Here is a 21588-nt window from a genome sequence, read left to right on the forward strand (position 1 = left end):
CCGGCTATGCGCCTGATCATTCTTTGCCTGTCCCTGTTGCTGGTGCTGATCCAGTATCCGCTTTGGCTGGGCAAAGGTGGCTGGTTCAAGGTCTGGGAGCTTGATCGCCAGGTCCAGCAGGCGCGCAAGAAGAACGATGAGCTCAAGGAGCGCAACGACAAGCTGGCCTCCGAAGTCGACGACCTGAAGCAGTCCAAGGGCGCGGTCGAGGAGCGTGCGCGTTTCGAGCTGGGCATGATCAAGCAGAACGAAGTCTTCATCCAGGTGCTCGACGGCGCCTCGGGCAAGCCGTTCGCTTCGCCCAATCCGAATCCCTACATGCCTGGTTCCGGCCAGCCCAACAGCGTCTCGGTGCCTGCTGTGGCGCCGCCTTCGGCTGCTGCCGGCGAGGCGCCCAAAACCGGCCGCTAGGCGATACTGCGACGGCATGGCCGGCATGCGCCGGATATGCTGTCCTGTCCTTTTTTCAATTCCTTTCCAGTTTCCGAGCCGAATGTCCATCGATACGCCGCTGTCGCTGTTCGGCCTCTCCACCACGCCGCTGGAGCTGCTGTCCTTCCTGCTGTCGGTGCTGACGGTCTGGCTGAACATCCGCCAGAACCATTGGGCCTGGCTGTTTTCCATCCTCGCCTCGCTGCTGTATGCCGCCGTGTTCGCCGATGCGCGCCTGTATGGCGACGCCGGCCTGCAGTTCGTGTTCGTGGCGGTGTCGGTATGGGGCTGGTACCAGTGGCTGCGCGGCGGCGACCAGCATCGCCCGCTGCAGGTGTCGCGCCTGGCGCGCTCCGGCTGGCTGGTGATGGCCGTGGCCTGGGCGGCGGGTTTCTTCGTGCTGTCGTGGTTCCTGCATCGCTATACCGACACCGACGTGCCGCATATGGATGGCTTCCTTACCGCGGGCAGCCTGGTGGGGCAGTTCCTGCTCTCGCGCAAGAAGATCGAAAACTGGCTGGTGTGGATCGCGGTGGATGTGCTCTACGTCGGCCTGTACCTGTACAAGCACCTGACGCTGACCGCCATGCTGTACGCGCTCTTCGTGGTGATGGCCGCGGCCGGCTGGCGCAGCTGGCGGCGCTCGCAAAGCCAGGGCCGGGACGCGGTTCCGGCCTGACCCAGGGCTGATCCGGCTCGCCTGCAGCGGACAGGGCGAAAGGCGGAACAGGGATGGCAGCGGGAGAGGGCGAAGATGCCCCTCAGGCTGCCGGCAGGGCGTCCGGCGCCGGCGGGTCGGCGAACACGATGCGGTTCTTGCCGGCGTTCTTGGCCCGGTACAACGCCACGTCGGCGCGCTTGAGCAGCTCGGCCTGGCTCTCGCCCTTGTAATGCACGGCCACGCCGGCGCTGAAGGTGATCAGCAGGCGCTGGCTCTCATGCATGAAGATGCGCTTGGTCAGCTCGCGCTGCACGCGGGTGATGATCTGCACGGCGTCTTCCGGATTGGTTTCCGGCATCAGCACCAGGAACTCTTCGCCGCCAAAGCGCGCGATCACATCCAGCTTGCGCAGCGTTTCCTTGATGACCTTGACCATGTGGATCAGCACTTCGTCGCCGGTGGCGTGGCCATGGGTGTCGTTGATGCGCTTGAAGTCGTCCAGGTCGAGCAGGGCGATGCACAGCGGCGTCTCGCGGCGCTCGGCATTGGTGATCTCGCGGTCCAGCGACTCGTCCATGCCGCGCCGGTTCAGGCTGCCGGTGAGCTGGTCCTCGCGCACCAGCTCGCCCATCTGCACCAGCTGGTTTTCCAGCGCATGGATGCGGGCTTCGGCCTTTTCCACTTCCTGGCGCGCGCCTTCCATGGCGTCGCGCGAGCGGGTCGCTTCTTCCTGCGCGGTCTGGGTTTCGCGCATGATCTCGTTCAAGACCGAGTTCAGGTCGGCGATGTTGCCGGCCTGGCTGATCTGCTGCGAGAAGCCGCTGATGGTCTTCTGGTAGTTGTCGGTGGTGGAGACCATCGCCGACAGGCGGTCGACGAAGGTCAGCATCATGTTCTTGACCACCACCTTCTCTTCGGACAGGGTGTTCTTCAGCAGGCCCTGCTTGTAGATCACTTCCTTCAGGTTCTTGGTGGCATCGGCCAGCGAGGTCTGGCTGATCGGGCCGGTGATCAGGGTCTGCACCGTCTCGATCTGGCTCGACAGCCACGACCCCTGTTCCAGCAGGCCGTTGATGTTTTCCAGCAGCAGCTGGAACAGGCGCATCAGCAGTTCCTGCTGCTGCGCCATGTCGTCGGTCTTGAGTTCGATCTGGAAGCTGAGCTGCTTGATGCGGGCGATGACCTCGTTCATGGCCTGCTCGGAGAAGGCCATCTTGATGTCCTGGCCGTTCGAGCGGGATTCGTTGGCCAGCTCCGGCGCGTTCTCCAGCAGCGAGGGCAGGTTGAACACCAGCACCCGCGCCAGCACCTCGCGCAGCATCTTTTCCTTCTTGCTGTCGCGGATGAACTGGCGCTCCAGGTCGACCGGCACCAGTTCTCCGTGCGGCACGATGGGACGGCTCTGCCAGTTCAGCTCGGCGAACTCGGTGAGCTGGCGGTCGTATTCCATCCAGTCGCCGTTTTCCTGCGCGCGCACCAGGCGCGTGCCCAGCAGGCCGTTCTCGCCCGGCTGCTTGGCCAGCTTGGCGGCGAACCCCGCCAGCACCGCTTCCGTGCTCAATGCGGGCAGCTCGTCGCCCTGGATTTCTTCGTAGGCGATGCGATAGGCCTCCGGGGTCGGGGCGATGCGGCGGGTGCCGAGGCGTTGAAAGGCCTCGCGAGCGATTTCGACGGGCGTGAGCGTGGACGATTTCTTGGACATGCCGGCTGACAATGTTGTTTGCTTCTTCGTATCAAAGCGACACGGGGAGTTCTGTTTCTTGTAACGGCCGCAATGCGCGCCGCTTGAGTCATGCCGCTTTCCATCTCCTCCCCGGGTACGGCGCGGCCTGTTCGGGCCGCTCTCGGGCGACTCGAAAAATGTCGAATCATTTTACGTCAAGCGTTTTCGCCGTGAGTGCTTTTTAAAGCGGGAACAGAGAGGGAAAAGCCCGCAAACAGGGGCTTGGGAGAGAGTGTCTCTTTTATTCCACCAGGTCGTTCTTGAGCGCGTAGTGGGTGAGTTCGGCGTTGTGGCGCATCTTCATCTTGGCCAGCACGCGCGAGCGGTACATGCTGATGGTCTTGACCGACAGCAGCAGTTCGGCGGCGATGTCGCTGACGGTCTTGCCGGAGGCGATCATGACCATGGTCTGGTACTCGCGGTCGGACAGGGTTTCGTGCAGCGGCGTGTCGTGGTCGAAGCCGATCTGGTTGGCCAGTTCCTGCGCCAGAGAAGGGCTGATGTACTTGCGGCCGGCGGCCGCCTGGCGGATCGCGGCGAGCATTTCCGACGGCGCCACCTGCTTGTTCAGGAAGCCGGCCGCGCCGGCCTTGAGCGCGCGGATCGCGTACTGGTCTTCGCGGTGGATGGACAGCACCAGCACCGGCAGCTTGGGCTGTTCCTTGCGGATCTGCTTGAGGATGTCGATGCCGTTGCGGTCGGGCAGGATGATGTCCAGCAGCATCACGTCGCCGTTGCCCACGCGGGCCAGCTTGATCGCTTCCAGCGCGTTGGCGGCATTGCCGGCCACGACGATGTCCTTGGTGCCGGCGCAGATCTGGCGCAGGCCTTCACGCACGATGGCATGGTCGTCGGCGATCAGGACTTTGATGGCTGCGGTGGCTTTTTTGCTCATGGACGGGATGCGTCGATCCTCTCTGTGTTGCGAGCCGGTATTCTATAGCGTTCGCTCAGCGAGCGACAGGCGCGACGACCGTGATCGTCGTGCCTTTTCCCTGTACGGTGTCGAGCTGCAGGGTTCCCTGCAGCGCCTGCGCGCGCCGCCGCATGTTGCCCAGGCCGCTGCCGTTGCGGGCCGCCGAGGCGAGGTCGAAGCCGCGCCCGTCGTCCTCGATGCGCAGCGTGAGCACGTCGCCCTGGCGTTCTACGGTGATGAGCGCATTCTCGGCATGCGCGTACTTGGCGACGTTGCTCAAGGCCTCCCGCACGATGCGAAAGAGCGTGATCACTTCGAATTCGCCCAGCTCGTCCAGGCCGTCGCCGCAGCGCTGGCGGCAGACGATGCCGGTCTGGCGGGTGAACATGCGGCTTTGCCATTGCAGCGCTTCAGCCAGGCCGAATTCCACGATGGGCGGGCACAGGTCGTCGATGATCCCATGCATGGCGTCGCCGGCCTCGTCGATCAACTGCTCGGCATAGCGCGCCTGCTCCAGCGGCTGCTCCGGTCCTTGCGCGCGCGCCAGGCTTTCGCGCAGCAGGCCCAGCGCCATCTTGATGCCGGTCAGGTGGGCGCCGAGTTCGTCATGCAGGTCGCGGGCGATGCGCGCGCGTTCTTCTTCGCGGACTTTTTCGGCCAGGGGCAGGGCTTCCGGATGACGGTCGCCGGAGATGATGTCATGAGGCATGTCGGGCGTGGCAGGCAATGGAAAGGGCCAATGATATCCGGCAAGCCGGGCCCGGTCATCAGGCAGGTGCAAAGAGCGCAAAGGGCGGGCCGGCGGCGCAGGCAGCGGAATTGCGCGGGACAATCGATTGCGGAATAGAAATTTTACGCAGAGGGCTTCCCTTCATCAGAATCTTGGTGCTATAATTTCATTTTTCGCGGCTGTAGCTCAGCTGGATAGAGTACTTGGCTACGAACCAAGGGGTCGTGGGTTCGATTCCTGCCAGCCGCACCAGATATAAAGGGTCCATCGCAAGATGGGCCCTTTTGTCTTTTCTGCCTTCCGTTTTTCCTTCCCCTCCCTGCATTTCCGTGCTGCCCTCGTGACGTTCATGTCGGGGCGGGCCGGCCTTTCTTGCGCCGGATTGATGTTTTTTCGACAGCTGTAAAGAAAAAGCTGCAAGAGGCGAGGCCTTGCGCAGGCACGGATAAATTGGTCCGGCTTATTAACTGCCGGCTAGTTCTTCGTATCAGCAGATAATTTCAACTAATTGTCGTTATCGCCCCAAAGCCACACTCGCGCGGCTGCTTATTGACGAAAAATAAACGCTTGCTTATGCTCCGTCTCGATCGGCAGCAGCGATTGTTTTCTCGCCGTTTAGTTTCAGCTTCTCTTCAATTTTCTCCTTCATTCAATAAAAAAGGACATCCCATGTGGCCTCAGCTTGCGCGATTCGCAACCCTTTTGCTGGCGTCGGCATTGATTCTCAGCGGCTGCGCCAGCCGTGCTCCGGCTGTGAACCCCGATGCCTCGGTCCAGCCTGAGGCCCGTGACTACCGCATCGGCCCCGGCGACACGCTCAACATCATCGTCTGGCGCAATCCCGAAGTGTCGCTGGTGGTCCCGGTTCGTCCGGACGGCAAGTTCTCGACCCCGCTGGTGGAAGACATCGCGGCCAGCGGCAAGACCGCGACCGCGCTGGCGCGTGAAATCGAGACGTCCCTCGCCAAGTTCATCCAGGATCCGGTGGTGACGGTGGTCGTCACCAACTTCGTCGGCACCTACTCCGAGCAGATCCGCGTGATCGGCCAGGCGGCCAAGCCGCAGGCGCTGCCTTACCGCAAGGAGATGTCGCTGCTGGACGTGATCATCGCAGTCGGCGGCACCACCGAATTCGCGGCCGGCAACAAGGCCAACGTGATCCGCAATGTCGACGGCCAGCAAAAGCGCATCGCCGTTCGCCTGGACGACCTGATGAAAGACGGCGACATCTCGGCCAACATGACCATGCGCCCGGGCGACATCCTGGTGATCCCCGAAAGCATCTTCTGATCCCGACCGGTTTTCGGACATGAAAAACGCCACAGCAATGTGGCGTTTTTTTTCGTCTGCCGCGCAGGGAAGAAGCGCAGTCAATCGGCCTTTTTCGGCGCGCGCGGAACGATGGCGAACTGCGGCCCGAGTCCGTAATCGGGCTTGACCGAGCGCTTCATGAACAGCTCCCAGGCAGCAGCGGCCCCGGCCGCCTCGCCGTCGACGCCATAGGCCAGCGCCGGTTGCAGGTTGGACGGGAAGCCGGTGGCCTCGGCCGAATAGCCGCTCATTTCACCCGTGCGCAACTTGAGCGCGTCGGCCATGGCGGCGCCTGCGCAGGGCAGCGAGGCCAGCGTCGCCGCCTGGCTCGGATAGGTCGCCTGCAGCGACGAGGCGTAGGCCTGGTCGATGCCGGTGTAGAGCGGGGCGGTCGGCGTGGGCCGTACGTTGATGCTGTACATCGCGCCGAAGATCCAGCAGAAGCCCGGTTGCGTCATGCGCGCGACCGGAAACTTCGCCTTGTAGCGCAGCAGCGGGGCGGCGTTGGCAAATCCCAGCTCGGCGGCGCGGCCGACGGCGGAGGTGAAGAAGTCGTCCATCCACGGCGCGATGCCCAGCTTGTTGTTGTACTCGATGGCGTTGTCGACGTTGATGCCCAGGCTGTTGGCGTTCGCGTTGTTGCTGTAGTTGGCGTTGTACCAAGCGAGGTTGTTCGCCATCAGGCGCAACAGCTGCGGCTTGAGCGGGTCCTGGTCGGGGGTGATGTAGGCGGCGTCGGCGATATTGCGCAGGCTCCATGCCTGGTCGCGGACCTGGGCCCGGTGCACCAGGCCCTGTACGTTGCCGCGGTAGCCGGGGTTGGTCTTGAAGACCGCCCACAAGGTCCAGAACTGCAGTTCCTCGAGCTGGTAGTAGTCGCCGCTGAGCAGGTAGGGCAGGAAATTGAAGGCCGGCATGTGGGCCGAGTCGGCGACATTGGGATTGCTGCAATCCTGGCAGGGCGGAAACGCCTCGGACTTCCCGGTCTTCGGATTGATCGCGTCGCTCGCATGGCCCAGCAAGGTCATGTAGGGGTAGCTCTCCAGCGTCACCGGCCGGTCGGTCTTCTGGTCGCGATAGTGGATCGACCAGCTGCCGGCCAGGCTGGCGGTGCCCAGCGCGGCGTCGCGCGCGCGCCGGTCCATGCTCAGCAGCCAGGTCACGCCCCAGCCGGGGATCAGGCCGATGTCGGGGCGCCCGCCGGTGGTCGGCATGCCCGGGTTGGCGGCGCCCGACGCCATCGGCTCGGTCTTGGCGCCGTTCCAGCCGGCGCCGATGGCCCGCAGCGTCAGCTCCGAAATGAAGGTCTTGCGGTCGTAGTTCGGCACCGCCTTGGAGTCGATCAGGTAGGCGACATTGCTGCGCACGTTGACCTGCGGCGCCTCGCCCCACCAGAAGACCTTGCGCCAGCGCGCGTGGTGGTAGTGGGTGAGGCCGGACCGGGCGTAGACATTGTGGCCGGCAATATCGATCAGCACATCGTAGGTGAAATTCTGCGGCGCGGCCTGGAAGGCCCAGTCGTTTTCCACCGTCGCGTCCACGCGCGTGCCGCGGCCGTCGGCGTAGTCCCGGATGGCGTAGCGCACGTGCAGGTGAGGGTGGGCGGCGCCGCGCTCGTCGAGCAGCGGCGCCGTCACCAGCCATTCGGCTGCCACCGGTCCGGCCAGCCAGCTGCGGTAGCGACCTGCCGCCAGCGCGGGCCGGGCGGCTGCGGTATAGACCTGGCCTTCCAGCATGATCCTCACCGTCGCGTCAAAGTCGGTTGCCAGCAGCCGGGCCGGCGTGAGGTTCGCGCCGGCCGGCGCCGACGACGTGGACTGCGCTCGCGCCAGCGCGAGGGTCTGCGTCTTGTTGCCGGGGAGTACTGGAAAAATTACCGACACTATCGCGTGGCGCACCGAGCCATCGGCGTGGCTGGCCTTGATATCGACCTGCAAGGGCAGCCTGCGGCCATCGGCCGTGACGCCCAACAGGCTCGCCCCGGGGCGCAGGTCGCCCGGCGCGAACACCTGCCCGAAGCTGACCGGCACCGCGTTTTGCGCCGCCGGCAAAGGGTTTTCCAGCCCGACGTCGGTCAGCGCGACGACATCGGTCGTTTGCGCCGCGGCCGGCGCATGCGACTGGAAAGCGGCGACGAGAAAGGCCAAAGACAGGATCCCCCGCTGCCGGATTTTTTGACAGAAACTCATAAAAATCACATTCTTTACATTTAAGTGTTTGATTTTTAAGTACTTTGCTTTGTGGCACGGCTGTTGCTTAGAAGGTGGCAGCAGCAAGTTTCCGAAAGTGTAATCCCTCCCCCTGACCGAGGCCTCCAAATGAAAAAAATATTGTCCTTGCTTACATCCTGCGCGGCAGCCCTGAGTTTCATGGCCGCGGCGCCCGCATCGGCGACCGTACTGACCACCCCGTGGCAATCGGCGGAATTCAGCCTGGATAGCATCGATGCCAGCCAGAACCTGAGCTTCACCGGCTTTGACTCCACGCTGGGCACCCTGATCGGCGTGGTGATCAAGTTCACCATGAGCGAAACGCTGGTCGATACCATCTACAACTTCACCAGCCACTTGGTTACCGTCGGCGTCCCCAACGGCGTATCGGCGACCTCGACCGTCACCGCCAGCGGCCCGCTGGGACTGCAAACCGTCAACCAGCTGACCACCACCCCTTACACGGGCACCATCGCAGCCGGCGCCAACAATCCGGTGACCGCTACCCTGAACGACGTGAATTCGGGGCCGTCCAGCATCAGCGGCAATCCCTCGAGCCTGGCGGCATACATCGGCGGCACCAACAGCGTGACCATCGCCGTGTCCAGCGTCGGCAGCCAGAGCGGTTCGCTGCAACCGGGCGTACTGACCGGCTATGACGGCTCTTCCCGCGGCGTGGTCTACCTGCAATACATCTACGACATCCCCGAACCTGCCTCCATCGCCCTGTTCGCGCTGGGCCTGCTGGCGCTGACCCAACTGCGTCGTCGCAAGAACTTCTGATTCCCCGGATTCAGAGGGATGCCGGTGCGCGCCGGCATCCGGGCGCCGTGCAGTGCTGATGGCGTCGCTTTATCGGAAAGAGCGGTAAAACCTGATGGCAAATACAGTGTTCACTGCATTTGCCATTTTTTACAGCCAAGCCTTTTATTAATGAATAGACAATAAAATGAAACGACTTTCTCTTGGCATCTTCTCCCTGTTTGCCGTGTTCCTTTCCGCCACGGCAGCAGCCACTCCGGTGACCATCGGTTTCGACCCGCTGACGGTTGCCGGCACCGGCTGGACCAGCATCGTGCACAACGTCTCGGCGACCGAGACGTCCTACACCGAAAGCGGCTTCGTGCTGTCGACCACCGGCAATACGCCGGGCCAGTCGGGTTTCGGCTCGGCGCACACCGGGCAGACCGACTACTACTTCGGCTCGACCAGCCTGTTCAATGACGACACCAATGGCGGCGTGACCGTGCTGAGCAAGCAAGGCGGCGGCAGCTTCTCCCTGATCTCGATGAAGATCGCGGCGATGACCAACACCTGGAGCTTCTACCCCGGCCAGGAATACGTGGTCTTCACGGGCCTGCTGGCCAGCGGAGGCACCGTGTCGCAAAGCGTGCTGCTGCTCAACAACACGAGCTTCCAGACGGTCGATTTCTCCGGCTTCACTGATGTGGTGTCGGTCAGCTGGGCCCAGGGCAGCGCTGCCACCAAGGCATTCAGCCAGTTCGACGACATCGTGGTCGACGCCAGCCCCGCCGCGCCGGTCGATGTGCCGGAGCCGGCATCGATCGCCTTGCTCGGCGTCGGCCTGCTGGCGCTGACGCGCAAGCGCGGCAAGTCCGATACGGCCGCCTGATCGGACAGCCGCCAGCTTGTTGCGACAGCGGTTCGCATGAGCTGGAGAGGATGCGCAAGCGGCTTTGCCTCTCCCGGAAATTGGGCGCCTTCGGCAACGAGGGCGCCCTTTTCATTGGCGGCTCAATGCGAGAGGGGCGGGTGGCCAGGCTGTCGGGATTCCTTACAAAGTCTTGACGATTTTTCATGGCCACTTCGTAAGTCAATGATTTTTAATAGAATTTTTTCTGGCCCGGTATTTGCTAATAAGGGTAGGAAAGCCAATTTGGCTGCCTACTTCAAGTGAATCGAGGAATGTTCATGAAAAAGAAAATCGTCTCGCTGCTGTCCGCCTTCGCCGCCACCTTCGCGCTGCTGGGGCCTGCTCCCGCATCCGCCACGGTGCTGACCACCGACTGGCAATCCGCTTCGTTCAATTTCAGCTCGGTCAATGCCAGCGCCAATCTCGCATTCGACGGCTTCAACTCCAGCCTGGGCAGCCTGATCGGCGTCGTGATCAAGTTCACGCTCAATGAAGTCCTGAACGATCGCGCGTTCAACTTCTCCGACAGCCCAGCCCAGGTCGGCGCCCCGAACCCGGTGAGCGCAACCTCCACCATTACCGCCAGCGGTCCGCTGGGCCTGACCAGCGTCAACCAGCTGACCACTCCCGGTTATACCGGCACGGTCGCAAGCGGCCTGACCACCATCGGCAGCGCCAGCCTGACCAACTTCCTGGTTGGCCCGGTGCAGCTCAACGGCAACCCGGTTTCCCTGGCCAACTACATCGGCGGCACCAACAGCGTCACCATTGCCATGACCGGTGCCGGTACGCAAAACGGCTCGCTGTCGCCGGACGTGATGACCGGCTACCTGGGAACTGCCAGCGGCATCGTCTACCTGCAGTACATCTATGCCATCCCGGAACCGGCCGCGATCGCCGTGTTCGCAATGGGCCTGCTGCTGTTGAGCGTGGCGATGTGGCGTCGTCGCCAGCAGTAAGCGGCGCGCAGGGCACAACAAAAAAGGCATCTTCGGATGCCTTTTTTCATGTCCGCGAGGTGCGGCAACGGTCCTGCGATGATTGGACGAAATGCCGCGCTAGCGCCGCCGGGCGCGCATCCAGGTGATGACCGCGGCGGCGACCTGGTCGCGCCAGTCGCGGGTCGAGAAGGTGTGATTGGCGTCGGCCAGCTCCAGGCGCTCGCTGCGCGGAGGATGCTGCAAGGCATGCCAGCGGCTGCCGGGAACGGCCAGGTCGGCGAACTCGCGCGCGGTCAGGTCGTTGCCGCAGAGGACCAGCAGCACCGGACCGCGAAAACGCTCATAGGCTTGCCGCAGCCGGTCTGGCAGCGATGGCGGGGCATCCTGGCCGGGGGCGCTGTCGGCCGCGCGCCGCAACTGGGCGATGAAGGAGCGCAGCGCGCCGGCGGCGTTGAAGCGGCCGCGCAGGATCTTGCCCCACAGCGCCTTGCTGAACAGGTGCGAGCGATAGTAGTGGCGCAGATAGGCCTGGGCCTGTCCCGACTCCGTCCTGGCCCAGGGATTGACCAGCGCCATGCCGTCGACGCGGCGGTCGTGCGCGGCATGCAGCAATGCCGCGGAAGCGCCGTCGCACAGGCCCCACAGCGTCACCCCGGCCAGGCTGGGTACCTCCTGCATGAAGTGCGTCAGGGCGCAGTCGATGTCGGCGCCGACGGACTCGAAATCGCGCTGCTCGCCCTCGCTGTCGCCCATGCCGCGAAAGTCGAAGCGCAGCACCGCGATGCCGGCCGCGGCGAAGGCGCGCGCCAGCAATGTGAATTGGCGATGGCTGCCGGCACGGTACTGGGCGCCGCCCACCAGCATCAGGATGCCTTGCGTCGGCGCCGCGGCGGGCAGGCTCAGCACGCCGACCAGCCGCTCGCCGTGGCAATCGAAGTGGCAGGCGCGCTCTTCGTAGTCGACCGCCTCCATGGAAGCTATCGCATCAGGCATCGCGAAGACCCTCCAGCGCCAGCGCGCAACTCAACTCGATCAGGGGCTGGCAGCTTGTGATCTCGGGCGTGGACCAGAATGCCGGTCCGGCTACCTGGTGCAGGCGCGCCGGCGCCTGCCGCGCGTGCCATTGCTCGAGTACCGCGCTCTGGGCGGGAGCGGGCGGGGCGTCGGCATCGCGCACCACCTCCAGCCAGTGGCAGGGAATGGGCGGCGGCGTCAGCGCCGATGCCTGCAGCGCGTCGATGGCATGCGCCAGCGCCGGATTGAGGTCGTAGCCGGCGATTTCCAGCATCTGTCCGGCCTCCAGCTGCGCGCGCAGGTCCTTCACGCCGCCGGCGGGAGCGCCCTGGCCATGCGCGCCGGTCAGTCCGGCGGCCAGGCGCAGGCGCAGGAACTGGGTCATGAAGGATTTTCCGTCGAGCACCGGGTTCCACAGCAGCAGCGCATCGACTTCATGCGGCTGCATGCGCGCCACGTCCAGCGCCAGCAGGGCGCCCAGGCGCAGGCCCCAGAGCCCGACCGGGGCCTGCAGCTGCGAGCGCAGCCAGCGCAGCGCCAGCAAGACGTCCGCCTGCCATTGGGGCCAGGTGGCATCGCCGCTGTCGCCGCTGCTGTCGCCGCAGCCGAGAAGATCGATCACCAGCACGCCGAACCCGGCCTCGGCCAGCGCCGCAGCCTGCAAGGATGCCATGCGGCGGCTGCGGTTCATTTCCTCGGCAAACGGCTGCACATAGACGAAACCGCCGCGGCAAGCGCGCCCGGGCGCCGGCGCGTGATACAGGCAGAAGCGCGCTCCCGGCGTCGCCGGCAGGAACATCGGCAGCATCGACGATCGCGGCAGGCGTCCGGCTTGCCCGCTCATCGTCCCAGCTTGCGGTCGACGAAGGAGGCCAGGCTGCCCACCGTCTCGAACAGGGCGGCGTCGATCTCCTCATCGTCGATGCTGATGCCGTAGCGTTCTTCCAGCGCCGTGAGGATGTGGATCACCGCCGCCGAGTCGAGTTCGGCGACGCTACCTAGGAGCGGCGAGCCGGCCTGGAGTTCGGCGGCCCTGGACCCCAGGCCCAGGGTTTCACCCAGCAGCGTCTTGATGTCTTCGATGGTATGCATGGTGCGACCGGGGATGGTTACAGTTTCTTCAGGAGGGCCTTGGCCTCGTCGCTCTGCGGGAAGGGCTTGTTGCTGGCCAGGAGCTTTTCCAGCTCGCTGCGCGCACGCGCCTTGTCCCCCGACTGCAGCAGCGCCAGCACCAGGTGATAGTGGATATCCAGCGCCTCCGGCGCGGCGGCGACCGCCTTCTGCAACAGCGGCAGGCCGCGCTCGACATTGCCTTTCTCCACCAGCATCCAGCCCAGCGTGTCGATCACCGGCGCACTGTCGCCGGCGGCGGCATAGGCCTTCTCGGCGGTTTCCAGCGCGCGCGGGTCATGCTCCTGCTGGTAGGCCCAGGCCAGGTTGTTGAGGGCGCCGGCGTTGTTGGGTTGCTGGCGCAGGGCTTGCTGGTAATGCTCGATGGCAGCCTTGTTCTGCTTTTGCGCCAGATAGCTTTCACCCAGATACAGGTGCAGGGCGACGTCGTTGGGGTGGGCCTTGAACCACTGCGCCGCCAGCGCCTCGGCTTCCCGGTTCTTCCCGGACAGCATCAGCGAGCCGTGCAGCTTCATCAGCAGGCGCACGTTCTGCCTGTCGCCTTCGTAGGCCTTCTCGAAGGCCTTGGCAGCCAGGTCCGGCTGCTTCTGGAAGGCCTGGATATTGCCTTCCAGCTCGTAGCCGATCAGCGCCTGCGACGGCTGCTTCTGCATCTGCCGCGCGACCGTCAGCGCCTTCTGGTTGTCGCCGCTCTGCGTGTACAGCGTCGCGCGGAACACTTCCGCGTCGGCAAAGTCGGGCTGCAGTTCCAGCGCCTTGCGGGCGGCGTCGGCCGCCGCGTTGAGGTTGTTGGTCGCCATGTAGAGCGAGGCCAGGCGCAGTTGCGCCGGAGCCGAGTCGGGCACCAGCACCACCAGGCGCTGGTAGCTGCTCAGCGCGCCTTGCTTGTCGTCGTTGGCGAACTGGGCCTGGGCCAGTATCTCCAGCGCGCCGGCATCGGTCGGGTTGACCGACTGCAGATTGCGCGCCTTGGTCAGTGCCTTCTGTTTTTCGCCGATCTGCAGATAGCGAGAGATCAGCTGGGTGTTGGCCAGGATCGAGTCGGGATTTTCGTTGACCGCGCGCTCCAGCCATTGGGTGGCTTCCTGCGGATGCTTGTCGCGATCGGCCATCGCGGCCAGTGCGGACATGGCCGGGATATTCTTCTTGTCCTTGGCCAGGATCGCCTCGAAGCGCTTGCGCGCGGCCTCGGGCTTGTTCTCCTTGATGTCCATCTGGGCCAGGTTGGCCACCGCGGCGAAGTAGGCCGGGTCGAGCGCGTTGGCCTTCTCGAAGCTGGCGCGCGCCCTGGCCGGATCGTTCTTGTTCATGTACAGCCCGCCCTTGAGGTTCTGCACCAGCGGGTTATTGGGCTGTTCCTTCTCCAGCGCTTCGGCGGCGGCCAGCGCCTTGTCGAATTCCTTGAGCCGCATGTGCGTCATGATCAGCAGGATGCCGGCCTGCGGCGACTTGGTGTCCAGACTGGCGGCCGTCTCGAACTGCGAGACCGCCGTGGTGCTCTGGCCGCGGCCCAGGTTGCTCAGGCCCAGGCCCATGTGATAACGGGCGCTTTGCGGCGCCAGCACGCTGGCCTTTTCATAGTATTCGGAGGCCTTGCCGAAGTCCTTGTTCTCCATGCTGATCTCGCCCGCCAGCGCCAGCATCTCGGGATCCTGCTGGTTGGCCTGGAGCGCTGGCGACAGCGTGCCCATGGCCTTGGACTTCTGGCCGTTCTTCAACTGCACCGAGGCCAGCAGCTTGCGCGCGTACTGATCGTCGGGATTCTTCTCCAGGTACTTCAGCAGATGCAGGTCGGCCTGCGGCATCGAGCCCAGCGCGTACTGGATCGCGCCGGCCAGCAGCACGCCAGGCATGTAGTCCGGCGCCGCCGCCAGCACTTTCTGCACATCGGTCAGGGCGTCGGCGTTCTTGCCCTGGGTGAACTCCAGCACCGCCATCATGTAGGTCGGCAGCAGGTTCTTGGGCGCGGCTTTCTGCGCGGCCTGGATGTCGTCGCGGGCGACGTCGAACTTGCGTTGCCGGATCTCGATGTCGGCGCGGCCCAGGCGCGCTTCGACCAACTCCGGTTTGAGGGCCAGCACCTGGTTCAGCGTCGCCACGGCTTCATCGAGCTTGCCCTGGCCGCGCAGCAGGTTGGCCTTGAACATCAGCACTTCGGTGTTACCCGGATTTTTTGCGATGGCGTCTTCGGTGTAGCGATTGGCGCTGTCCAGATCCTTGTCCAGCAGGGCGCTGCGCGCCATGCCGATGAGCGCCAGCGGCAGCTTGGGATCGCTCTGCAGCGCGGCGTTGAAGGCGTTCTTGGCGTCGGCCGATTTGCCCAGGCCGAGATAGGCGTTGCCGCGCAGGGCGGCGATGTCGCCCTGCAGCGGCAAGGAACGGGTTTCTTCCAGCAGCTTGTCGAACTGGCCTTCGATGAGCAGGGCGCGCGCCAGCGACGGCAGCACCAGCTCGGGCTTGGTGCCCAGGCCAAGCGCGCGCCGCAATTCCTTGTCGGCCGAAAGCGCGTTGCCGCTGTCGAGATAGATCTTGCCCAGCATCAGGCGCGCTTCGGCGTTGTCCGGATCTTTTTGCAGCGCGTTCTTCAGCTGGATTTCAGCCGCGGCGTTGTCGCCTTTCTGCTGATATTGCTTGGCTTCGGAAAGCAGGGAGTCGGCCGACTGGAAACGGCCGCAGGCCGTGATGCCAGAGCACGCCAGAATGACTGCGCAGGCCGTAGCCGTGAATTTCCATGTGCGTTTTTTATCTACCATCTTGCGTCCCATTTCATCATCCCCGGATCAATATCGTCCCTGTTGCAATCTTGCATTCCGGATAAGATCCGGCGTGCGCCACTATAGCTTATTTATCAACTTTTTTGCTGCCCCGGTCTCGCGCCTGCAAGCCTTTTGCCAATTGGCCTGCAGCGATATGGCGTGAGTCGGAATTACGTTTCTCCAGGCCTATCTTTCGGGCCTGTCGAGTGTCAATTTTTCCGACATCGGCGGCGTCGCCTTTGTCGTTTCATCGGCCGTCGCCCAGTGCTGGTTCAGGTAGCGCCGCACCGGTTTTTCCAGCAGGTAATAGGAGCCGATGCCGGCGGCCACGCTCAGCGGCGCGGCCAGCCACGACGACATGCCGTGCCAGTAGTGCTCGAGGTAGAGCGGCTGCTGCCACAGGTAGATCGAGAACGACCACAACCCGAGCTGGCGCAACGGCGCCAGGCAAAGCAGCTGACGGATCGCCGCCGGCGCTGCCGGCAGCAGGTTGAGCAGCAGGGCCATGGCGCCTACGCTGAGCGTCATGCCCACCGGCAGCGGCACCGACCACCAGTTCGGCACCAGCGCCAGCAACGCCAGCGCCGGGTAGCACCAGGCGGGCAGGCGCGGCATGCGCACGCGCTGGAACAGCAGCAGGAAAAAGGCCGAGGCGAAGATCCCGTAGCCCGCGATCTCGGTGTGGTACCAGAGCTGGAACTCGAGCGTGGCGCTGTCGTAGGCATGCCAGTACCAGAACGCCGCGGCGATACAACCGATGCTCGCCAGCGACATCACCGGCAGCGCGCGGCACCAGCCGCGGCGCACGCCGAGGGCGACCAGCGACAGCAGCACATAGGATTGCTCCTCCACCGACAGCGACCAGATGTGGCCGAAGGGCATGACCGCGTGGCCGACATGGGTGAACACGTAGTTGTTCAGGAACAGCGCGGCGGTGACCGTCTCCATCCAGTCGATCGGCCCCGATACCCACCAGCGCGTGGCCAGCGTCAGCCCGATCAGCGCGAACAGGGCGGGAAAAATGCGCGAGATGCGGCGCTTGTAGAACAGCGGCAGCGGAGTCGCCTTGATGAACAGCAGCCGCGCCATCAGCAGGCCCGAGAGCACAAAGAACAGGTTGACGCCGATACGCCCCAGGTTGAAGCCCGGCACCGGGAAGAAATGCCCGAGCAGCAGCAATCCGATGGCCAGTCCGCGCCAGCCGTCGAGGTAGTCGAGATGGGCGAGTCCGCCGGCGTCGGTCTTATCCATAGCGTCGGCGCAGCGCTTGCTGCGCGATCCGGTGGCCGGTCTTCCACAGCGGCGAAGTCAGCACCGGCGGTTGCGCCGTCACGGCGGCAGGCGCGAGGTCGTGGAAGCCGCGCATGCGGAACTGCCCGCGATGGTCCGCCATGAAGCGGCAGAAGCGCGCGAAGCGGCGGATCATGATCGGATCGGGCCGGTTGCGCGCGGCATTGAGCAGCTCGAAGTTGTGGGAGAGCATCATGAAGGACTGCCGGCCCTGGCGCAGCGCCTGGCGCATCAGGCCTTCCAGCTCGTGGTTGGAGCACGCGCCCAGCTGCACGTGGCGCAGCTTGCCGGTGCCGTCGTTGAACACGCTCATCGGATACTCGAACACGCCGTCGCATTGCACCACGTCGAACAGTTGCTCGCCGGGGCTCACCCCGCTGTCGGGGCCGAACATGGTGCAGTTGTAGCTGCTGTCGAAAGCGATGCCGTTGGCCGCCAGCGCCGTCAGCGAATCGCGGTTGAAGCCGAAGCTGCCGGCGCGGAAGGCGTTGATCTCGCCGCCGCCGGCGCGCTCCAGCAAGGCCTTGCCGGCACCGATGATGGTGGTCTGTTCCTCCAGCGAAAACTGGCGCAGGAACTGGCGGCGCGGCTTGGCCTGCGCGATCAGCGGCACATGCGACTCGCACACCCATTCGGTGTGCAGGTGCTGCTGGACCTCCTGGCCGTGCTCGCGGATGAGGCCGACGATCTCGTCGAGCGGACCCTGGCCGAAGCGCGTGGCGAACAGGGGCTCGACGAAAAATACGCCGTGCAGGCCATGCTCCTGCAAGCGCTGCAGCTTGTAGCGCAGCGCGCCTTCGCCGTGGACGTAGTTGCGAAAAGCCGCCGGAAAGCGCGCATCGATATCGTGCCATCCGTTGCACCAGATTTCGACGTCCACGGTGAAAAAGACATTGAGCATGATGGTCAGCCGATGTTGTCGATCTTGTCGTAGAGCTGTTCCAGCATCAGGCCGTCCATGAAGAACTTGGTGGCCCAGTTGGGATAGCGGTAGGTCATGTAGCCGCCGTTGACCGGATGCGAACCCTTGAGCGCGCCGCGTACATTGAGGTCGTCGGTGCGCAGGTCCTGGATGCTCATGTTGAAGCGGTTGGCGCGGCGCGCGTGCTCGATCAGCCCGGTCTCGCCGGTGATGCGCGCCAGGCGCAGCCAGTTGATCGCCATCTGCGAATTGCCGGTCACGCAGGACCAGTTGCCGCGGGTGCGCCAGTCGGGCGTGTAGTAGGCGGGCAGGGCGCCGTCCCGGCGCTGGCCTGCGGCCACCCGCCTGGCCATCCGCAGGGCGCGCTCGATATGGTCGTCGCGGCCGGCCGCCAGGCCCACCTCGAGGATGCCGCGGATCGAATAGGCCAGCGTATGCGTCAACGCCGACTGGTCGGGATTTTGCGCCAGGCAGTTGTCGGGCAGCCAGTCGTTCTCCTGGGCCCGGCCCAGCGTCCAGTCGACGTTGGCGACGGCGCCCTGCAGATAACGCTCGTCGCCCAGCGCCTGGGACGTGCGCACCAGGCCGAACGCCGAACGGGTGTTGTAGCTGTTGAGCTTGGAGGTGGTGAACGGCGACGCGAAGCGGCGCCATGCGCCATCCTCGTCCTGCGCCGCCAGCAGCCAGTCGGCCGCGCGCGTGAGCGCCACGCGGAAGCCTTCCTCGCCGGTTTCGGTATAGGCGCTGGCCCAGCCGAACAGGGCCTGGCCGGTGTTGAAGATGGTGGGCGCGACGATCTCTGCGTCCATGGTGCCGGCGCGCACGCCGCCGTCGGCCATCTGGATGTCGCACTCCCAGCGCGTCATGCGGTAGGCGGCCTGGGCGTATTGCGGCGCCTGGTAATGGCGGGCGTAGTCGTACAGCGTCGGGATGATGTAGCCGGTGGTCTCGGGGTAGGAGGCGTTCCATTTGCCGGCGCGGATATCGTAGCTGTGCGCCACGCCGTCGTCGGGGGTGCCGCGCTGCGCCTGCAGCAGCCAGTCGGCGGCCGCCTTCAGGTGCTGTTCGATCGCTTGCGCCGGCTGGCTGCTCGCGCCCAGTTTGTCTTTGATCAGTTGTTTGATGTGTTGCACGGTATGGCTTTCAGTAATGCGTTTTTCTGCGGGTAACGGGGTGGGCGTGAAGACCTGGCGAGCTCATGCGGTGCGTCGCATCCGAACGTGCATCAGCGCCGTCAGGCGCCCGGCCATGTAGTCGATCCACGGCAAGGGGTCGTTCCAGCGCAGGTAGGCGTCCATGACCTTGTGGCCGGCGGAGCGCATGTCGGGTTTGCCGCCGCCTTCTTCGAAGGCCCATTTGTCGGCCTGCGGGTCGCGCCAGATATGCGCCGGCGGCGCGGCGGGCGCCTCCGGCATCGGCAGCGCCGGCAGCCCGGCTTCGTGGCGATAGGCCGCCAGCGGGATGTTGACGCCGTTCAGGGTCGCCACTTCCTGCTGGTAGTCGGTGCGTCCCACGGTCGGTTCGACCATGTAGAAGCGGCCGTCGCGGCGGTCGCGCTTGTATTCCATGCTGCCCATGCCGACGAAGCCGGTGCGGGTGAAGAAGTCGAGGGTGGTGGCGGTCAGCTCGGCATGGAATTCCCAGGCCGCGGTGCAGCTGGCGGTGCCTCCGATGTGCAGCGGCCACGAACGGATCTTGCGGCCGACGAAGGAAGTGACCAGCTGGCCGTCGCGGCCGATGTATTGCAGGCAGAAGTAGATCTCGTCGTCTTCGCCCTCGATCCATTCCTGCGCCACCATGTCGGCCAGCACCGGTTCGATCTCGGCATAGAGCGCGGCGACCTCGCCGGCATCGCTCACCTTGTAGGCCTTCTTGAAGCGCGCGCCGTAGCCATAATCCTTGTGCGCCGGCTTGAACACGCAGGGAAAGCGCAGTTGCCCCAGCGACGGCAGGTCCGCGCGGCTGCCGATCTGCACGGTGCGCGGCACCGCCGAGGCGCATGCCTCGGCCAGTTCGGCAAAGCCCTGCTTGTGCATCAGCTGCATCAGCCGCTCGTGGCCGGGCAGGCGCAGCAGGTAAGGGCCGGCCAGGCGCTCGCGCTGGGCCGAGATGGTGTTGACGCCTTTTTCCTCGGTCACGAACAGCATCGCCGGACGATGGAACCGCGTCGCAAGCGCCAGCAGATGTTCCGTCAGCGCATCGCCTTCGAGCGACGCGGCCAGCGATTTGCCTCCATAGCGCGAGCGCATGGCGGGCGACTTCGGATCTTCATCCACCACGGTCAGCGCAACGCCGGCCGCGCCCAGGCTGCGCACGATGCCCAGGGCGTTGAGACCGCCGCCGACCACCACGGCATGAGTGCGCTGCGCGCGCGGAACGAAATGGGTATGGGTCATGATCGGCTCGCACGGATGAAGGGCCAGCGCTCGAAGCGCGAGGCCGGCGCTCCGAGGTCGATGAGGATTTGCCGGATCTCCTGCACCGCATTGCGGTCCACGAAGATGATCCAGGCCAGGTAGGCCAGCACGCCGGCCGCGATTTCAAGCAACAGGATCGCCGCAACCGGCAGGCCCAGCGCGTACAGCAGCTGGCGCACCAGCAGCACTGCCGCCACCATCGCCAGCGCCCCGCACAGGATGGGCAGCAGGCAGCGATAGTAGGCGCGCATCGACATGCCGGTCAGGCGGCAGACGTCGCGCAGCAGCTTGACCGACAGCAGCGGATACACCAGCACCCAGGCCGCCGACACGCCGCGCAGGCCGTCCAGCAAGGCGCCGGCGGCGAAGGCGAGCGACATCACCAGCGCGCACAGCGCGGTGTAGGCGGCCAGTTTCTTGACGTTGCCGATGCTGGTGAGCACCTGGGAGAGCAGCGGGTCGACCGACTTGATCAGCCCCATCAGGCACAGCGCGCCGAAAGGCACCTGGCACTCGATCCACTTGGGGCCCAGCACCACCAGGATCAGCTCCTGCGAGCAGGCCAGCATGCCGAGCAGCGCCGGATACGTGACGTAGGCGATGCCGCGCGTCATGTGGATGACCACCGCGTTGAGGCGGTCGAACTCGCGCTGCAACTTGGAGAACAACGGCGAGGCCACATTGGTCACCAGCGAGGTGATCTGGCTGCTGGGCAGCGTGGCCAGCGAGAACGCCATGCCGTAGACGCCCAGCGAAGCCGCGCCCAGCAGCTTGCCGACCACCGCGCGGTCGGCATTGCTGTAGAGGAACCAGAACACCCGGCTGGTGGTGACGTGCATGCCGAACAGGGCCAGGTCGACCGCCTCCCGGATCCCGTAGCGTCCGCGCGGGCGCCAGGGCGACAGCAGGAAGAACCCGATGCTGCAAACCGCCGCCGCCACCAGCGAGCCCCACACCAGCGACCACACGCCCAGGCCGGCCAGGGCCAGCGCCACGCTGATCACGCTTTGCAGCAGGATGGAGAGGATGTTGACCCCGGCGATGGCCTTGAACTGCATCTCCTTGCGCAGGAAGGCTTCCGGTATCGCGCCGAAGGACCCGATGACGAAGCCGACCGCCAGCGTGGAAATCATCGCCGCCAGCTCCGCATGCTGGAAGAAGTCGGCGATCAGGCCGCTCAGCAGCAGCGTGCCCAGCAGCAGCACCAGGCTCAGCAGCACCGCGATGGCGAAGCAGCCGTTGACCTCGGCCTGCTTCAGGTCGCGCTTTTGCACGATCGCCGCGCCCATGCCGATCTCGTTGAAGAAGCCCACGAAGCTGATGAACATCATGGCGATCTCCATGAGCCCATAGTCCGCGGGGCTCAGCAGGCGCGCCAGCAAGAGGGTGGTGCCCAGCGAGATGAGCTTGCCCACGGCGCTGCCTATGCCCAGGTGGCTGATCGCCTTGACCGTTTTTGAACGAAGATCGTTTTGCATGG

The 21588-nt window shown here is 64.9% G+C and carries 19 protein-coding genes and 1 tRNA gene; 7 read left to right on the forward strand and 13 right to left on the reverse strand.

Features of this window, described 5'->3' with window-relative positions:
* Positions 1–6: 6 nt before the first annotated feature.
* On the forward strand, positions 7–411 hold the full coding sequence (gene ftsB / locus CEJ42_RS08015) for a cell division protein FtsB (RefSeq protein ID WP_079214602.1): 405 nt from the start codon (positions 7–9) through the stop codon (positions 409–411).
* An 82-nt stretch (positions 412–493) separates the two neighbouring features.
* Positions 494–1111 carry a nicotinamide riboside transporter PnuC gene (gene pnuC / locus CEJ42_RS08020; RefSeq protein ID WP_088750569.1) on the forward strand — a complete coding sequence of 206 codons (618 nt, stop codon included), beginning with the start codon at positions 494–496 and terminating at the stop codon, positions 1109–1111.
* Positions 1112–1193: 82 nt separating this feature from the next.
* Here the strand turns inward: pnuC and CEJ42_RS08025 are convergent, their stop codons facing one another.
* From CEJ42_RS08025 to CEJ42_RS08035, 3 genes are all read right to left on the reverse strand, one after another.
* Positions 1194–2795 carry a GGDEF domain-containing protein gene (locus tag CEJ42_RS08025; RefSeq protein ID WP_079214604.1) on the reverse strand — a complete coding sequence of 534 codons (1602 nt, stop codon included), beginning with the start codon at positions 2793–2795 and terminating at the stop codon, positions 1194–1196.
* Between the two features lie 262 nt (positions 2796–3057).
* The gene (locus CEJ42_RS08030; RefSeq protein ID WP_079214605.1) at positions 3058–3711 is read right to left on the reverse strand and encodes a response regulator; all 654 of its coding nucleotides are present in this window, start codon (positions 3709–3711) and stop codon (positions 3058–3060) included.
* A 55-nt stretch (positions 3712–3766) separates the two neighbouring features.
* Positions 3767–4441 carry a sensor histidine kinase gene (locus CEJ42_RS08035; RefSeq protein ID WP_088750570.1) on the reverse strand — a complete coding sequence of 225 codons (675 nt, stop codon included), beginning with the start codon at positions 4439–4441 and terminating at the stop codon, positions 3767–3769.
* Between the two features lie 196 nt (positions 4442–4637).
* Between CEJ42_RS08035 and CEJ42_RS08040 the strand changes: the two genes are divergently transcribed.
* Both CEJ42_RS08040 and CEJ42_RS08045 read left to right on the forward strand, forming a co-directional pair.
* A tRNA-Arg gene (locus CEJ42_RS08040) sits at positions 4638–4714 on the forward strand.
* Between the two features lie 417 nt (positions 4715–5131).
* A complete protein-coding gene (locus CEJ42_RS08045; protein WP_079214607.1) occupies positions 5132–5752 on the forward strand; it encodes an XrtA/PEP-CTERM system exopolysaccharide export protein in 621 nt (206 codons plus the stop codon).
* 80 nt (positions 5753–5832) lie between these two features.
* On the opposite strand, the gene CEJ42_RS08050 is transcribed toward CEJ42_RS08045, so the two are convergent.
* On the reverse strand, positions 5833–7920 hold the full coding sequence (locus CEJ42_RS08050; RefSeq protein WP_243397815.1) for a hypothetical protein: 2088 nt from the start codon (positions 7918–7920) through the stop codon (positions 5833–5835).
* A gap of 183 nt (positions 7921–8103) precedes the next feature.
* Here CEJ42_RS08050 and CEJ42_RS08055 point away from each other — a divergent pair, with 183 nt between their 5' ends.
* From CEJ42_RS08055 to CEJ42_RS08065, 3 genes are all read left to right on the forward strand, one after another.
* Positions 8104–8766: a choice-of-anchor E domain-containing protein gene (locus CEJ42_RS08055; protein WP_243397816.1), complete on the forward strand. Its 663-nt coding sequence runs from the start codon at positions 8104–8106 to the stop codon at positions 8764–8766.
* Positions 8767–8932: 166 nt separating this feature from the next.
* A complete protein-coding gene (locus tag CEJ42_RS08060; protein WP_088750572.1) occupies positions 8933–9616 on the forward strand; it encodes a PEP-CTERM sorting domain-containing protein in 684 nt (227 codons plus the stop codon).
* Between the two features lie 299 nt (positions 9617–9915).
* On the forward strand, positions 9916–10596 hold the full coding sequence (locus tag CEJ42_RS08065) for a choice-of-anchor E domain-containing protein (protein ID WP_088750750.1): 681 nt from the start codon (positions 9916–9918) through the stop codon (positions 10594–10596).
* 99 nt (positions 10597–10695) lie between these two features.
* On the opposite strand, the gene CEJ42_RS08070 is transcribed toward CEJ42_RS08065, so the two are convergent.
* The 9 genes from CEJ42_RS08070 to CEJ42_RS08110 all read right to left on the reverse strand — a co-directional run bounded on the left by CEJ42_RS08070 (position 10696) and on the right by CEJ42_RS08110 (position 21586).
* The gene (locus CEJ42_RS08070) at positions 10696–11571 is read right to left on the reverse strand and encodes a hydrolase 1, exosortase A system-associated (RefSeq protein WP_243397818.1); all 876 of its coding nucleotides are present in this window, start codon (positions 11569–11571) and stop codon (positions 10696–10698) included.
* Positions 11564–12436: a hydrolase 2, exosortase A system-associated gene (locus tag CEJ42_RS08075; RefSeq protein WP_243397819.1), complete on the reverse strand. Its 873-nt coding sequence runs from the start codon at positions 12434–12436 to the stop codon at positions 11564–11566. The genes CEJ42_RS08070 and CEJ42_RS08075 overlap by 8 nt, the downstream gene beginning before the upstream one ends.
* Positions 12433–12684 (reverse strand): phosphopantetheine-binding protein, encoded by a 252-nt coding sequence (locus CEJ42_RS08080; RefSeq protein WP_088750575.1) that lies wholly within the window; start codon positions 12682–12684, stop codon positions 12433–12435. Before CEJ42_RS08080 ends, CEJ42_RS08075 begins: the two co-directional genes overlap by 4 nt.
* Positions 12685–12701: 17 nt before the next feature.
* A complete protein-coding gene (gene prsT, locus CEJ42_RS08085) occupies positions 12702–15476 on the reverse strand; it encodes an XrtA/PEP-CTERM system TPR-repeat protein PrsT (RefSeq protein ID WP_165774405.1) in 2775 nt (924 codons plus the stop codon).
* Positions 15477–15665: 189 nt separating this feature from the next.
* Positions 15666–16730 carry an acyltransferase family protein gene (locus CEJ42_RS08090; RefSeq protein ID WP_088750577.1) on the reverse strand — a complete coding sequence of 355 codons (1065 nt, stop codon included), beginning with the start codon at positions 16728–16730 and terminating at the stop codon, positions 15666–15668.
* Positions 16723–17670 (reverse strand): polysaccharide deacetylase family protein, encoded by a 948-nt coding sequence (locus CEJ42_RS08095; protein ID WP_079214614.1) that lies wholly within the window; start codon positions 17668–17670, stop codon positions 16723–16725. The genes CEJ42_RS08090 and CEJ42_RS08095 overlap by 8 nt, the downstream gene beginning before the upstream one ends.
* 5 nt (positions 17671–17675) lie before the next feature.
* Positions 17676–18824: a YyaL domain-containing protein gene (locus tag CEJ42_RS08100; RefSeq protein ID WP_088750578.1), complete on the reverse strand. Its 1149-nt coding sequence runs from the start codon at positions 18822–18824 to the stop codon at positions 17676–17678.
* A gap of 63 nt (positions 18825–18887) precedes the next feature.
* Positions 18888–20087, reverse strand: coding sequence for a carboxylate--amine ligase (locus tag CEJ42_RS08105; protein ID WP_088750579.1), 1200 nt, complete (start codon positions 20085–20087; stop codon positions 18888–18890).
* Positions 20084–21586, reverse strand: coding sequence for a lipopolysaccharide biosynthesis protein (locus CEJ42_RS08110; protein ID WP_158522493.1), 1503 nt, complete (start codon positions 21584–21586; stop codon positions 20084–20086). The genes CEJ42_RS08105 and CEJ42_RS08110 overlap by 4 nt, the downstream gene beginning before the upstream one ends.
* Positions 21587–21588: the final 2 nt, after the last annotated feature.

This window comes from Herbaspirillum robiniae, assembly GCF_002213415.1.
Taxonomy (GTDB): domain Bacteria; phylum Pseudomonadota; class Gammaproteobacteria; order Burkholderiales; family Burkholderiaceae_D; genus Herbaspirillum; species Herbaspirillum robiniae.